The organism is Algoriphagus confluentis (assembly GCF_036245625.1).
GTDB lineage: Bacteria > Bacteroidota > Bacteroidia > Cytophagales > Cyclobacteriaceae > Algoriphagus > Algoriphagus confluentis.
In genome coordinates this window covers 1-13862 of record NZ_BTPD01000008.1, presented here as the reverse complement: position 1 = coordinate 13862, position 13862 = coordinate 1, and the positions used below count along the sequence as shown (strand labels likewise).

Annotated in this window: 16 protein-coding genes; 7 read left to right on the top strand and 9 right to left on the bottom strand. The window is 45.1% G+C overall.

Going from position 1 to position 13862, the window contains the following annotated elements; genetic code table 11:
- Nucleotides 1-61: 61 nt before the first annotated feature.
- From AAA943_RS12835 to AAA943_RS12810, 6 genes are all read right to left on the bottom strand, one after another.
- A complete protein-coding gene (locus AAA943_RS12835; protein ID WP_338224660.1) occupies nt 62-541 on the bottom strand; it encodes a hypothetical protein in 480 nt (159 codons plus the stop codon).
- Nucleotides 542-818: 277 nt separating this feature from the next.
- Nucleotides 819-968, bottom strand: coding sequence for a hypothetical protein (locus AAA943_RS12830; RefSeq protein ID WP_338224659.1), 150 nt, complete (start codon nt 966-968; stop codon nt 819-821).
- A gap of 48 nt (nt 969-1016) precedes the next feature.
- Complete coding sequence (gene purE, locus AAA943_RS12825) at nt 1017-1532, bottom strand: 5-(carboxyamino)imidazole ribonucleotide mutase (RefSeq protein ID WP_338224658.1); 516 nt, start codon at nt 1530-1532, stop codon at nt 1017-1019.
- Nucleotides 1529-2674 carry a 5-(carboxyamino)imidazole ribonucleotide synthase gene (locus tag AAA943_RS12820; protein ID WP_338224657.1) on the bottom strand — a complete coding sequence of 382 codons (1146 nt, stop codon included), beginning with the start codon at nt 2672-2674 and terminating at the stop codon, nt 1529-1531. Before AAA943_RS12820 ends, purE begins: the two co-directional genes overlap by 4 nt.
- Nucleotides 2675-2727: 53 nt before the next feature.
- Nucleotides 2728-2880, bottom strand: coding sequence for a lmo0937 family membrane protein (locus AAA943_RS12815; protein ID WP_338224656.1), 153 nt, complete (start codon nt 2878-2880; stop codon nt 2728-2730).
- 210 nt (nt 2881-3090) lie between these two features.
- Nucleotides 3091-4860 carry a MutS-related protein gene (locus tag AAA943_RS12810; protein WP_338224655.1) on the bottom strand — a complete coding sequence of 590 codons (1770 nt, stop codon included), beginning with the start codon at nt 4858-4860 and terminating at the stop codon, nt 3091-3093.
- Nucleotides 4861-4924: 64 nt separating this feature from the next.
- Here AAA943_RS12810 and AAA943_RS12805 point away from each other — a divergent pair, with 64 nt between their 5' ends.
- From AAA943_RS12805 to AAA943_RS12790, 4 genes are read left to right on the top strand one after another with little or no spacing between them, the layout of a single operon-like run.
- Entirely contained in the window at nt 4925-5101 is a 177-nt protein-coding gene (locus AAA943_RS12805; RefSeq protein WP_338224654.1) for a hypothetical protein, read from the top strand.
- A gap of 30 nt (nt 5102-5131) precedes the next feature.
- Nucleotides 5132-5956, top strand: a complete 825-nt coding sequence (locus AAA943_RS12800) for a hypothetical protein (protein ID WP_338224653.1) — start codon at nt 5132-5134, stop codon at nt 5954-5956.
- Nucleotides 5957-6012: 56 nt separating this feature from the next.
- A complete protein-coding gene (locus AAA943_RS12795; RefSeq protein WP_338224652.1) occupies nt 6013-6690 on the top strand; it encodes a nitroreductase family protein in 678 nt (225 codons plus the stop codon).
- Nucleotides 6691-6744: 54 nt separating this feature from the next.
- Entirely contained in the window at nt 6745-7596 is an 852-nt protein-coding gene (locus tag AAA943_RS12790) for a hypothetical protein (protein WP_338224651.1), read from the top strand.
- Nucleotides 7597-7661: 65 nt separating this feature from the next.
- On the opposite strand, the gene AAA943_RS12785 is transcribed toward AAA943_RS12790, so the two are convergent.
- Genes AAA943_RS12785 through AAA943_RS12775 form a run of 3 tightly spaced genes read right to left on the bottom strand, consistent with a single transcriptional unit; the run spans nt 7662 to nt 10292 of the window.
- Nucleotides 7662-8486 carry a mechanosensitive ion channel family protein gene (locus AAA943_RS12785; RefSeq protein WP_338224650.1) on the bottom strand — a complete coding sequence of 275 codons (825 nt, stop codon included), beginning with the start codon at nt 8484-8486 and terminating at the stop codon, nt 7662-7664.
- A 22-nt stretch (nt 8487-8508) separates the two neighbouring features.
- Nucleotides 8509-9216 carry a methyltransferase domain-containing protein gene (locus tag AAA943_RS12780; RefSeq protein WP_338224649.1) on the bottom strand — a complete coding sequence of 236 codons (708 nt, stop codon included), beginning with the start codon at nt 9214-9216 and terminating at the stop codon, nt 8509-8511.
- Nucleotides 9213-10292: a type III polyketide synthase gene (locus tag AAA943_RS12775; protein WP_338224648.1), complete on the bottom strand. Its 1080-nt coding sequence runs from the start codon at nt 10290-10292 to the stop codon at nt 9213-9215. The genes AAA943_RS12780 and AAA943_RS12775 overlap by 4 nt, the downstream gene beginning before the upstream one ends.
- A 91-nt stretch (nt 10293-10383) precedes the next feature.
- Between AAA943_RS12775 and AAA943_RS12770 the strand changes: the two genes are divergently transcribed.
- The 3 genes from AAA943_RS12770 to AAA943_RS12760 all read left to right on the top strand — a co-directional run bounded on the left by AAA943_RS12770 (nt 10384) and on the right by AAA943_RS12760 (nt 13730).
- Nucleotides 10384-11277, top strand: coding sequence for a UbiA family prenyltransferase (locus tag AAA943_RS12770; protein WP_338224647.1), 894 nt, complete (start codon nt 10384-10386; stop codon nt 11275-11277).
- A gap of 812 nt (nt 11278-12089) precedes the next feature.
- Nucleotides 12090-12521, top strand: coding sequence for a hypothetical protein (locus AAA943_RS12765; RefSeq protein ID WP_338224646.1), 432 nt, complete (start codon nt 12090-12092; stop codon nt 12519-12521).
- Between the two features lie 210 nt (nt 12522-12731).
- On the top strand, nt 12732-13730 hold the full coding sequence (locus AAA943_RS12760) for an IS110 family RNA-guided transposase (RefSeq protein ID WP_338224645.1): 999 nt from the start codon (nt 12732-12734) through the stop codon (nt 13728-13730).
- The last annotated feature ends 132 nt before the right edge of the window (nt 13731-13862 follow it).

Sequence of the window (13862 nt, the reverse complement as noted above, 5' to 3'; positions counted from 1 at the left end):
TCCAAAGTTTGGAACTTTGGAAAAGTTTCCTCCTTTCTCTCCCTTCTCTTGGGATTTTGAATCAAAAAATCCCGTCACCGATTGCCGTTTTCACCACATTTTTGGAGACAGATCGAGCTTGTTTGGATGCTTCCGAACCGATTTTCCCTCCGATATTCAATGTCCACTGCATATCCGGTCCCTGTTTGTTGAAAAATGAAACTGAACCGGAGAATTTTTCTACCCGCTTTGGACCACCTGCAACAGGGACGCTGGTTCCCAAAAAGCCACTAAAAATCCCAACCCGTACCGGTACTCCTGCACTTGCACTTACTGTGGGTGAGTTTTTGTACTCCGTGGTGGGGGGATTGAAGGTATAGACGAGCAAGGCATCCGCTTCCAGCTGATTGGCTTTGGCCATAAATGTCTCCTCTGATACCAAATCCGCCTCAATAAAGTTGGAATACGCAGGAATGGCTTGGATTCCGTTTGCCTTGAGTTCTGCAACTGTTTCATTTTCGAGCATTCGCTTCGCACCGGAATTGGTGGTTTTGGCCAGCACGATCACTTTGCGATCAGCCTCTTTTTGGTAAGTGGGAGATGTCCAAGAAGACTAGGCCAGAATTTGGTGGGATGACCCCACGAATGATAGGGTTAGGGCCATGGAAAATACGGCGGGTAATAATCGCTTTGTATTCATAATTCGGTTGATTGGTGAAGGAATTAATCAAATTATGGAAAAACTGAATAGAAATTAAAAAAAGACAATTGTTACTAAATGAAAGGAAAAGATCATTTCCCTTACATAAAATTTACAATCACATAATTCAGATTCAAACTTAAACCTGTCCTGCCCCAAACTGAAACCCCAACCAAGCACCTCCCAGCATTAAGATCAGGGTCAAAAAAATAAGCAAAAGCAGGGTGGAAAGGGGCATTTCCCAATCCTCACCACCGAATTTGAATTTGATAGGCTTATTCCAGTTCATGGGGTGGTATGGGTTATTGAATTTTGATCATTGAAAATTGGCCATTGATCATTTCTTCAACACCGCTTTCCAGCCTTTTTCCTCGATCTGGGCGGCAGATGCTTCGACTTTTTCACGAAGTCCTGTCTTGAAAGCATCCATCTTTTTCCCGATCTCAGCATCGTAAGCACCCACGATAGAAGCGGCTAGAATCCCTGCGTTTTTCCCTCCGTTGAGTGCAACCGTTGCCACGGGAATCCCACTTGGCATTTGGAGAATGGATAAAATACTGTCCCAACCATCGATCGAGTTGGAGCTTTTTACCGGGACTCCAATCACGGGTAGACTGGTCAGGGAAGCCACCATCCCAGGCAAATGGGCAGCCCCCCCCGCTCCTGCCACGATCACTTTGATCCCACGCTCGCGTGCCGAACCTGCATAGTCGATCATCCGCTGAGGTGTGCGGTGCGCACTGACCACAGTAAGCTCGTAAGCGATTCCGAGTTCTTCGAGAAACTGGGCAGCTTCTGCCATAATCGGGAGGTCAGACTGACTTCCCATGATGATTCCTACCTGAGGGTTCATGCGTTTGATTTTATTTTGATCAATTCTTTGATTCGGTGTGCTCGGGCTTTCAGACTTTCCACATTTTCATCCAAAATGGTCACGTGGCCCATTTTGCGAAAAGGCTTGGTCAGTTTTTTTCCATACAAATGAATGTATACTCCCTTTTCTGCCATGGCTTCTTCTTTTCCCTCCACGATGGCAGGGCCAGAAAATCCATCTTCGCCAAGCAGATTGATCATGGCAGCGGGACATCTCAGGTCGGGATTGCCTAGGGGCCAGTTCATCACGGAGCGCAGATGTTGCTCAAATTGAGAAGTGAAGTTGGCTTCGATGGTATGGTGACCGCTATTGTGCGGACGAGGTGCGATTTCATTGACCAGGACTTCGCCGGTTTTGGTTACGAACATTTCCACGGCCAAAATTCCGACCATGCCCAGTTTCAGGATGACGGCTTTGGCGATTTCCTGAGCTTTGGCTTCTACTTCGGCGGAAATTTCAGCAGGCGCAAAAAGGAATTCAACCAGGTTGGCCGTAGGATGAAAAGCACATTCCACAGCCGGGTAGGCGGTCAGCTCCCCCTTTTCATTTCGGGCTACGGTCACTGCGATTTCCTTGTCAAAGTCAATCAATTTTTCAAGCAATCCGGGTGCATCAAAAGCCTGATCCAAGTCGGCCTCGCTTCGCAAAATCTGAACCCCACGTCCATCATAGCCTTCTTTTCCCAGCTTATTGACTGCCGGAAGAAAGGACTTTTTGGAAATGACATCGGTTTTGGTATCAGTCAGGACAAAATCTGCCGTTGGAATCCCTTGCTGGGCATAAAACTTCTTCTGCTCCCTTTTATCCTGAATCAATTTCAGGATATGAGGTTGAGGAAAAACTTTTTTCCCTTCATCGGCCAGGTTTTGCAAAGCATCGGTATTCACCGCCTCGATCTCCACGGTGATCACGTCACAGCTTTTGCCGAAGGCATAAACCGTGTCGAAATCCTTGAGTGATCCGACCTGAAACTGCTGTGCAATATCCTTGCAGGGAGCATTCGGATCCGGATCGAGAATATGAATTTCCTGATTGTAATTGATGGCAGACTGGATGAGCATTCTTCCGAGCTGTCCGCCACCCAAAACACCTAAAATCTGATTTTGAGAGATATGGGTCATAGAAGACCCAAAATTAAGGATTTATCCCCGAAATCTTGGAAATTCCAGAAAGATCAGACTCCCTTTCCCCGAATCAGTCTCAGCAAAATAGCAATCACTGCAAAGACCAACAAAATGTGGATTAATCCCCCAACACTGTAGACAAACACCCCAAAAATCCATCCGATGATTAAAATGACTGCGATGAAATACAAAAGAGAACTCATGGCTTTTTAGTTTAGGTTAAATAAAAGTTACTTATGGAAGCTTTATCCTCTCAAAGAGAAGGTTTGCTCTGCATAATTCAAACAAAGTTCAAGCCAAGCGGATTCTGGTTTTTCTCGATGAATCTAATTGACTTCCCGAAATCTAAAAAACATTGTGAATATTTTCCTATGAAAATTAATTTTTTCTTTCCATCAAGGAAAGGTCCGAGCTTATCCTTGCCCGAACCTGATTCCCATCAATTCCATCAATTTGTGGGCATTGAAACTTGGGCAAGCACCCTCCTTGAGAAGGAAGTCAAATCGGATTTCCTGATCCTGAATTTCGGAATGGAAGGAGTAATTGCTGACCGATTTTTGGGTAGTGGCCAAATCGGCCAACTCGATATCATGGGTCGAGATGATTCCGAATCCGCGGGTCTGAAGAATCTGTTCCACCAAAGCCCTTGATCCGGAAATTCGATCCTCGGTGTTGGTTCCCTTTAGAATTTCATCAAGGAGAAAAAGAACCCGCTCTCCCGAGTCCAGCCGATCTATCAGGGTTTTGATACGGAATAGCTCTGCGTAAAAAGAGCTTACACTCTCGCCGAGGTTGTCGGTATTTCTCATGCTGGTATACAGCTTGAAATCTCCTAAGGTGAGGGATTGGGCAAAGGGGCTAAGGCCCATTTGGGCCAAAACCCAATTGGTGCCTAAGGTGCGCATAAAGGTGGTTTTTCCGCTCATGTTGGCACCGGTCAACAGCACTAATTTCTGATTTTCATCCAATTTCAGGGAATTGGGGACAGCCCGGATAGGCAAAAGGAGTGGATGAACCATCTGTTCGGCTTCAAATAGCCGTTCTGGAGCCCAAAGAGTTTTTCCTTTCCCTTCCATTTCCAGTTCAAATGCACCCAAGGACACCCAAACTTCCCAGTCGGCGAGATGTTCTGGTAAGGTAGAAAGAGATGGGCCCGCTTTGGATTTCCAGGACAAAAGCCGATCATAAAGGATAAAATCTGTCCAGAACAGAAGATTGACCGGGATATAAAGCAGATTCATTCGGTTTTGTACCCAAAGCGCCAGTTGGTCCAGTTGACTCAGTTGGAGACTTATGGATCTGTCTCCGCCAAAAAGTTTTCTTTTTTCTCCCTCCAGAAGAGGAGTTGGGAAAGTCTCTTGCTCAATGCAATGAGCCTGTACGCTGAACGACCTTAAAAGAGAGGAGACAGGAAGGGCTTCTGCTGCTTGCTTAAGCGGATTAAAAACCAGACTTAGCGCTACCGTACCCAGAATTACCCATAATCCTAAATACCCTTGGGGAAGATTTCCCCAAATGGTGGCGCCCAAAAGGAAGAGACCTCCCAAAGGTCCCAATACTGCGAAAACTTGATTGATCTTCGGTCTTTTTTCCTGGGTTCCCAACCATTTTTTCCAGGCTTCGGAAAGCGGAATATCTTTCGCAAAAGCTACTCCTGAAGCTTCCATAGCCCGCAGAAAATCCGGACGATTGGAAAGAAATTGTACTGCTAGATTTCTTTGTTGGGACTCTTCAGGACTGAAAGACTCTTTCATCACCTGGGCCAGCTTCGATTTGCCAGCGGGAGAATAGGTGTGATTGATCAGTTGGAAAAGGGAATGATCCCCAAAAAGATCCAAATCCCCGGAATAAGGATGGTTCTTATCTGCAAATTCCGCCCCCGAATCAAGCCCTTTCAGGTTTCTGTCCCTACGTTGTGCCTTTCGGCTTGCCAAAAGGGCCAGCGCACGATAGATTTTTTGCTGATCCAGGGTGTGGTTGAATTTTCGGATCAGGTAGAGAAAAACAATCCCCAGACCTAGGGTCGGAACCAGCCACCCCAGTGAGTCTGAGATGCTGAGAACCCCGAGTCCCAGAATTGCAAAAAATGCGATTAACCTACCGAGTGAAAGAATTGACTCTCTTTTTTTCGTACTTTTCAATTTGTCTTCCAGACCTTGAGGATCAAAATCAAATATTCCCATGGTCAAAGATAAAAATTCGCACTCAGGGCGTTAGAAAAAGGTTGCCAATCCAATCCTACTCCAAATGAAATCGAAAGAAAAGCTGCCCAAACTCCCCATTCCGGATACTGAGGAATGGGATCCCCGAGAAGGAATGGGAATATTGCCTGAGGGAATATCGCTTACTCAGAATATAGGATGTGTAGGTAAACCAAGGAATAAAAAACCTGTTCCTACAAAAAATGAAGAAAATAGTAAATAAATTTGCCTGATTTTTAACGAATTAAAGCCTATGAAAAAGATAACTCACCTCTCTCTTTTAATTTTGACAGTCTTTTCTGTTGGCATGTTTTCATGCGGAGAGAATTCTGACCCCGTAGTTCCGGAGCCAAGTTTGGATTTGGTGGAGGATGAATTTGTGATCAACGCTGCCTTTGAAGATTTGGACTATTTGACTTTGGAAGTTCTTCAGAGCAGCGGTTTGGGATTGAGGACCACCGCTACTGCGGATCTTTGCGCCGGAGCCAGTGTCAATCACAATCAGAATACGAAAACCATTGTGGTGGATTTTGGACAGGGATGTACCAGTCCAAATGGAGTGCTGAGAAAGGGAAAAATCACAATGGTATATACCGGGAACAACTTCCTTTTTCCGGGAACATCCATATCCACCACTTTCCAAGGCTATGAAGTGGACGGCATCCGGATCGATGGGACCCGTACCATTACCAATGCAGGAATTGATTTGGTCAATAGCCGAATTACCCTTCGGGTGAAAATCGAAAACGGGAAAATCACTTGGCCTGATAATTCTTCAGTGACCTATACTTCTGATCAAACCCGGGTGGTTTCTTTGAGCGAGTCGGGCTACGAAGCCTCCATTACCGGAACTGCCTCGGGACTCAGTCGAGATGGGAAAAACTATTCTGCCGCGGTTACGGATGCATTGATTGTAAAGCAAAGCTGTGTGGACGAAGGGATCTATATCCCGAGCAGTGGGGTGCTTAGCTTTACCTATTCCCAGATTACGGTCTCGGTCGATTATGGATTTGGCACCTGTGACAAAACTGTAGAAATCACCTACCCGGGAGGAGCTAAAATGTTTACCATAGACTAATACCACTACTTAATTCCAATGAGGAGGCTATCTTTAGGGATAGCCTTTTTTATGAAATGGAAAAAAAAGAAATAAACGGCCACTTGCATGTCCGCTACCGGAGGCCAGAGCTTACAGAAGCCGAATTGAAAGAAAAGGCCAAGCAATTCTTTCAGGAAATGAACCTCAGAAGAACCGTCCGGGAATTTGATTCCCGTCCTGTTCCTTTGGAGGTGATGGAAAATATTATTCTAACGGCAGGCACGGCCCCCTCCGGTGCACACAAAGAGCCTTGGACGTTTTGTCTCATTTCCGATCCGGATATCAAAAAGAAAATACGTGAAGCCGCTGAGGAAGAAGAACGAATCAGCTATTCCCAGCGAATGCCCGAAGACTGGAAAGCTGACTTGAAGCCTTTGGGTACCGATTGGGAAAAACCCTTTTTGGAAGAAGCTCCCTACCTGATTGTCGTATTTAAGCAATCGTATGGAATCCAAAACGGGGAGAAGATTCAACACTATTATGTATCGGAATCGGTGGGGATTGCCTGTGGCTTGTTGATTGCAGCTATTCATCAGTGCGGTTTGGTCACAGTGACGCATACACCCAGTCCGATGAATTTCCTTTCCAAAATTCTGAACAGGCCCGAAAATGAAAAACCTTTTCTCCTGCTTCCAGTAGGCTTTGCCAAAGAAGAAACCTATGTTCCTGACCTTCAGCGCAAATCTTTGGAAGAAATTTTGGTCCGCTATTAAACCAATTTCTCCAAGGCAAGTCCAAAGGGCAGTTTTCACAAAAATCTATCTATCATGAAACCAACTTATTTGTCCCTTGCTAAGATTTCTGTGCTGGCAGGCCTCTTTTTGATTTCTGCCTGTAGCTCAGAAGAAGATGCCAACCCTACGGATCAGCTTAATGACACGGAGGAAACTTCCCAAGAAATGGACCTCACTGCCACTTTGGAAGACGTGGATGAAGTAGCCCTGACTGGATTTCAAAGGAATGGCTTCACCGACCGAACTCTCGTAACCCTAGAGGAAGACCTCTGCGAACGGGTAAAAATCGAGTGGCTTCCCAATGAAAAGAAAATGATTATTGATTTCGGAGAAGGTTGTACCAGTCCGAGAGGAGTCACCCGAAAGGGTAAAATCATCGTTAGCTATACCGGAAGATATTGGGCACCGGGTACAGTAATCACTACTACTTTCGAAAACTACTATGTGGATGATCGTAAGATCGAGGGAATAAGAGTTTTGACTAATGAGGGATTTAATGCCAACGATCGATTCTTTACCTTCAAAACAGTGGTCGAGGGAGGGAAAGTAACCTGGCCTGATGGCACTTTCAGAACTTTTGAATCCAGACAAACCAAACGGGTCTTTTTACCCAATGAAAACCGAGGGATCATCTATGCAGTAGATGGCGGCAGTCGTGGAGTCAACCGAAAAGGGAATTCATACGTGGTGGAAATCACCTCTCCACTGATATTTGCAGAACGATGCATTCGCTCAGGTATCAGGATGCCGAGCGAAGGGGTAATGCTCATCAGAGTAGAGACGCGAGGAGCAATCGAAATAGATTTCGGTTCGGATACCTGTGACAGGGAAGTTTCCATCACTTTCAATGGTACTACCCGAACGGTTACCCTTCCAAGATCCTGATTTGGGAGGTCATGAAAAAGGCGACAAATTCTGAATTTGTCGCCTTTTTGTTTGAATTCCTTCAATCAAGATAGCTGATGAACCACCCGCTGAGGGAATGGGATTTCGATATCGTTTTGATCGAAAGCCTCTTTGATTTTTTCCATGGTCTCAAAATATACCGGCCAGACATCCTCCTTTTTTGCCCATGCGCGAATGACCAGATCCAAAGAACTGTCCCCAAAATTATTCAGCCATACCACAGGCGCAGGTTCGGGAAGTACCCGTTCGTCGTTTTTCAGGATGTCGAAAATAGCCTGTCTTGCCTTCTTTAAATCCGTGCTGTAAGATACCCCTACTGTCAAATCTACCCTCCGGGTCGGCTGGGCGGTAATGTTGACCACATCCGAATTGGCCAGGTTTCCGTTGGGGATGACTACTTCTTTATTGTCAAAAGTCAACAGATGGGTGTAGAGGATATCAATTTTGCTGACGGTACCGGTATGACCTTGACCGGTAATCACATCGCCCACTTTAAAGGGCTTGAAAAGTAAAATCAAAACTCCCCCTGCGAAATTGGACAGGGAACCCTGCAAGGCCAGACCAATTGCCAAACCGGCAGCACCCAAAATGGCCAAAAAGGAAGACATGGGCACACCCAAAATCGTGGCTACACCAATAAACAGGGAGACATAAAGTAAAGCCTTGACCAGTCCTACCAAAAAGCTGTTCAGAGAGGGGTTTGCCTCCCGTTTTTCCAGAATCAAGCGAAACCCTTTGACTAACTTGTTGACGATAAATTTACCGATCAGATAAAATAAAAGGGCAAAAATGAGTGAAGGGACGATTTGGGCAGCTAGACTGATTCCCTCTTCCCAAAGTACTTTGATGGTATCCGGTGAAAGTTCCATAGTTTAGAAAATTGATGATTAATTAGTTAAACGTTATACAAATTTGCCATCGAAAAGCCCAAAACCAACGGATTTGGTAATTTTCGATTCCGGCTTCTTTTAGAATGGTTTTCCAGTCATTTCTGGAAAAGCTCCTCAGTACAGAAAGGGAAGCATCGTGTTGAACCATCGGAGACTTACTAAACAGTCTGGTCAATATTCGGATGCTATGATAAGCCAAAGGATGTCGGTGAAGATCATTGATGACACAGCCCAACTTCGTTTTTTTCCGAATGGCAATCAATAAATTTACCAGTTCCCGATCAGTAAAGTGATGGGTAAATAGTGTGCAAGTGGCAAAATCTACCTTGTTGGCCGAAAATTCCGGATCAAAAACATTGCCCACTTCCCATCGTACGGGATTCAGATCTTTTTGTCTAACCTTGGCCAACTCAATAATGTTCCGATTGGCGTCAATTCCGGTGAAATCAGCCTTGATTTGTCTCTTTTTTGCCCACTCGTACATGATTCGGATCATATCTCCCCCCCCACAGCCTAAGTCTGCAATGGAATAGGAAGGTTGGGGAAAAGCCTGAATCAGGGTCTCCAAACCGTCGGTAGTCACGTGATTTCCGCCCAGCCAGCGATTGATGGTTTTCAGTTCCCGGAGGGTCTGTTCCAAAACAGGACCAGAACAATCCAGGTCGTCCATGAGCTCTTTTTGGGTACTTCTTTGGGCAAATCGGCTCATTGCTTGGTGAGGTGGAGGGTTTCCAGTGTCAGTCCGGGTCCAAAACCGAGGGAAAGGATCTCTCCCGATACATGGGGGTCCCGGATCATTCGTTCGAGTACAAAAAGAATAGTGGCTGAGGACATATTTCCAAACTTTCTTAAGACCTCCATGGCGTGGAGATTGACCTCAGGGGCTAATCCAAACGCCTCCTGCACTTTTTGAAGGATTTGCTTTCCTCCCGGGTGGATAGCGAAATGACTTATTTTTGAGAGGTTGAATTTTTTTTCAAACAAGGCCGAAAGCTCTCTGATTCCGTGATCCAAAAGGTTGGGGATGTATTTGCTCAGCTTCATTTCAAATCCAAAATCACCAATTCCCCAGGCCATATCCTCTTCTCCCTCTCTCAGGACTTGGCTCAGGTAATCGTTGATTTTCAGTCCCGACTCATCCTTTCTGATCAGGGCAGCCGCCGCTCCGTCCGCAAAAAGGGAATTGGCCAGTAGGTTGTCTTCGGTGTATTCCTTCTGAAAATGGAGGGTACACAGCTCCACCGAAACCAGCAAAACCTGGGCTTCCGGTTCTGCTTTGATGATTTTATCAGCCAATCGGATCCCGCTGAAGGCCGCATAGCAGCCCATAAAATGGAGACAAAACCGCTCGGCTGAGTCCGGGATTCCCAATCCATTCATGAGGCCCATTTCTATTCCCGGCGCGAGCATGCCCGTGCAGGAGACCAAAATCAGATGGGTGACCTGCTCGGGGGTGACTCCAGCCTGATCCAAGGCAGTCCGGGATGCCTGGAGAGACAGCCCGGGAGCTTCTTTTTGGAAGATTTCCATTCGGGCTTTGGTCCCAGGGAACGGGCTCAGTTCTTTATTTTTTGGAAAAAAAGAAAAATCCCGGTAATCCTTTTTTTCAAAATCATTCAAGACGCTGTGTCTGGTCTCAATGCCGGACATTTTGTACAAAAACCCCAATTTTCTGCTTTCCAATTCATCCAATTGATGGGCAGTCTGCATGAAGCGGGCAATTTCAGCTTGGGAAATCGGATCTCCGGGACTGGCAAGCCCGATACTAATTATGCTGGGATTCATTGATTCAAGTTAAGCGATTATTTCTATTTTGGTCTGTCTCTTTGACAACTAAGCCCAAAGAATAAGGTTATTTTATCTAATCCCTATCCCTATGATCACCCGCTCCAGCATCAGTCATTTGAGAATCCCATTTTCTCTATTCCTGATGCCTGTTTTTTTCTTTGCTTTGGCCTTGACTCCCAATCTCAATGAGGGTAGGCTCGCATTGGTGTTTTTGGCGCTGCACCTTTTTCTTTACCCTTCCAGCAACGGATACAACAGCTTTTTTGATCGGGATGAGGAGAGCATAGGAGGCCTGAAAAATCCACCCAAAGTCACCCAAGACCTTTTTTGGCTGGCTCAAAGTTTTTTTGTGATTGCCCTGATTTTGGGAGCGTTGATCAGCTGGAGTTTCGCCTCCATGCTGGCAGTCTATGGACTGGTCAGCATGGCCTACAGTCATCCTTCCATCCGGATTAAAAAGTACCCTTGGGCGAGCTGGTTGATTGCCGGATTTTTTCAGGGGTATTTCACCTTTGCGATGGCCTACGCAGGTCTAAGTGATCTGGGTTGGCATGTGATTTTCAAGGCCCACGTTGTGACACCGGGGCTATTGACCAGTCTGATGCTATGGGGAAATTACCCGCTTACTCAGGTCTATCAGCATGGGGAAGATTCCCGAAGGGGGGATTTGACCCTGAGCCTGAAGCTGGGAATAAAAGGCACTTTTCTTTTTTCCAGCCTCTTTTTCGCACTGACCGGATTGGCCTTCGTTTGGTACTTTTTGGATAAAAATCAGGATTCGATCCTTTGGGTCTATTTGGGGGCTATGGCTCCGGTGATGTTATTTTTTCTGATTTGGTTTGGATTTATCCGAAAGGATGAAAAATATGCCAGCTATTCCTGGGCCATGGGGATGAACAGCATTTCGGCGATCTGCCTCAATGCATTTTTTATTTACTATTTCCTGGAAAATACCCAAATCCTGCAGGTATTCGGGTATTAATTTGCCTGATCTCTGAAGTTTGCTTTTTGGAAGTCAAGGACTAGGAGGGGTAGGGGTGATAGTTTTTGGAGATTTAAAATATGGCAATAAGTCTAATTTGTATCATTTTAAAAATATTTCAATTCCGATTTTCGTAAAAACTCAATTGTGTGACTGATTCTTTTCGTTTAATTAACGCACTCCTTAAATGACGCACAACGGGATTCAGCTTGGAGACGGCGGGCATTCGGAGCCGTTCTCTTCCAGCCTACTCCTAACTTCTTAAGATACTAAACTTTCTATTTACTTGGAACCGCTCGCTGTATCCAAGGTGCTGTGTGTGCCCAGCATGGGCATCTGATATCGAAGATATCAAATTATTCCAGAGGGTGAAAGTCCCTTATGCGCGGGGGTAACGCCCTGAAGCATTAGCAAGTCGCAAGGTGGTTTGTCGTAAGGCATGCACTGAAGGAAGCGAGCCTGCAAACCCCGGTTCCAACGAACAGGAACTGGATAAGGAGGCCTGACAGGTCGGATAAGGTAGCACAGCATACTGACGTCCCAAGGGTGGGGAACCATCAAGTGCCTGCCTGGTAGATCCAGTGGAGATTGGGGGAAGGAATATGCTCTTACCTGGGGAGATCTCTGGATGTCGAGAACATTCAAGAGAAGTCAGCAGAGGTCATAGTAGCTAGCAGAAACGAGCCATAAGAACTATGGAGGCCTCATGAAACTGGCGAAGGACTGAACATTGGATTACGTCCAAATTCGATGAGGAGTTCCGTCCTGCGGAATAGCCTTTTCCTAAGCGGACAAGGTTACCAGTTTTAATAATGATAGAACAAGTACTTAACCGTAAGAACCTCTTCAAAGCCTACCGAAAGGTGGTGCAGAACAAAGGCTCGGCAGGTGTGGACGATATGATGGTCACCGAACTGTTTTCCTTTCTGGAAAGCAATAGGAACAGCCTTCTGACCTCCATCCTCAACCATAGTTATGTACCCAAACCTATCAAGGGAGTGGAAATTCCCAAGAGTAATGGAAAGACCAGATTACTTGGAGTTCCCACAGTGGTAGACAGATGGCTCCAACAGGCGGTAAGCCAAGTACTGATGACCAAATATGAACTCACATTCGAAGATCACAGCTATGGCTTCCGTCCCGAAAAGAACATCCATAAGGCTCTAACACAAGCCCTGAAAAACATCCCTGTCTGCCGACCTTTAGGTTTGCAAAGGAGAATTATTTGGGAATATCAGAGCTAATATCTTTCCGATTATTAAGTAACTCAGAGATTTAATAAATTAAAAAAGAATGGGGTGAACTTTCCTGCCGCATAGGCTAGTGACCTAGTGCCTGTATCAGTCCCCATTCTTAATTGAGTTGCCAGTAACCAGTTAGAATTTTAGGCTTGAAGGCCTTATAAAGGTTTTAGTTTCCGCAACTCTCTTTCGTTAAACTTCAACATCTAAATTATGAAATTCAAATCAATTATCGGAATCGATGTAAGTAAATCTACCCTTGATGCCTATCTGAAGATCAACCACTGTCACGCAGTCTTTGATAATAATGAACAGGGGTATCAGGAGCTGGTGGAATGGGTGATGGAAAACTCTGGATTAGTACTTGCTAAAGAATTGCTTTTCGGATTCGAATCCACGGGGATTTACTCTTCAGAACTTGCTTTGTTTCTTGAGAAGCACTCCCTTCCATTTTGTATCATCTCAGGACTTGAATTAAAGCGATCTTTAGGAATAAGAAGAGGGAAGTCTGACAAGGCAGATTCAAAAGATATAACTGAATATCTCTATGAAAAGCAGGAGAAGATTATCCCTACTACTCTTCCCAAAAAGGTCATCCAGGACCTCAAAAAGCTGTTTAATTACAGAGAGCGACTTGTAAAAGACAGAGCAGCATATATAACTCGTATCAAAGAATATGAGGCTGTTGTCTCAGGAAACAAATTAAAAGTCTATCAAAAATCCAATACCGAAGTGATCGCTTGTTTGGATAAGCAGATCGAAACCGTAGAGAAAGAAATAGATAAACTTTTACGCAAAGATGAGCTGTTATTGAACCAATACAAGCTGATTAATTCTATCAAAGGTATAGGCCCGCAGACAGCTGTTGCACTCATCGTTTTAACAGAAGGGTTTACCCTATTTGATAGCTGGAGGAAGTTTGCCAGTTATGCAGGAACAGCACCGTTTCCCAACCAGTCAGGTACATCCTATCGAGGAAGAACCAAAACCAGTACGCTGGCGAATAAGAGAATTAAAACACTGCTGACATTATGTGCAGGAACGGCTATCCAATACAGCACCGAAATGAAGACCTATTACAAGAGAAGAATCAAGGAGGGAAAAAGCAAAATGAGTACCCTTAACATTGTCAGAAATAAACTTCTTGCAAGGGCTTTTGCTGTTGTCAACCGAAATTCCGACTATGTAGATACTTTAAAATACGCCGCGTAAAAAAACTGAAATTCTTCTTGCTTAAACCTTAGAATACAGGCAGGAATGATGGCTATCAGGACATTGTGGATATCGACCTGAAAGGATTCTTTGACGAAGTGGACCATTCGGTTTTACTTCAATTGATCTACC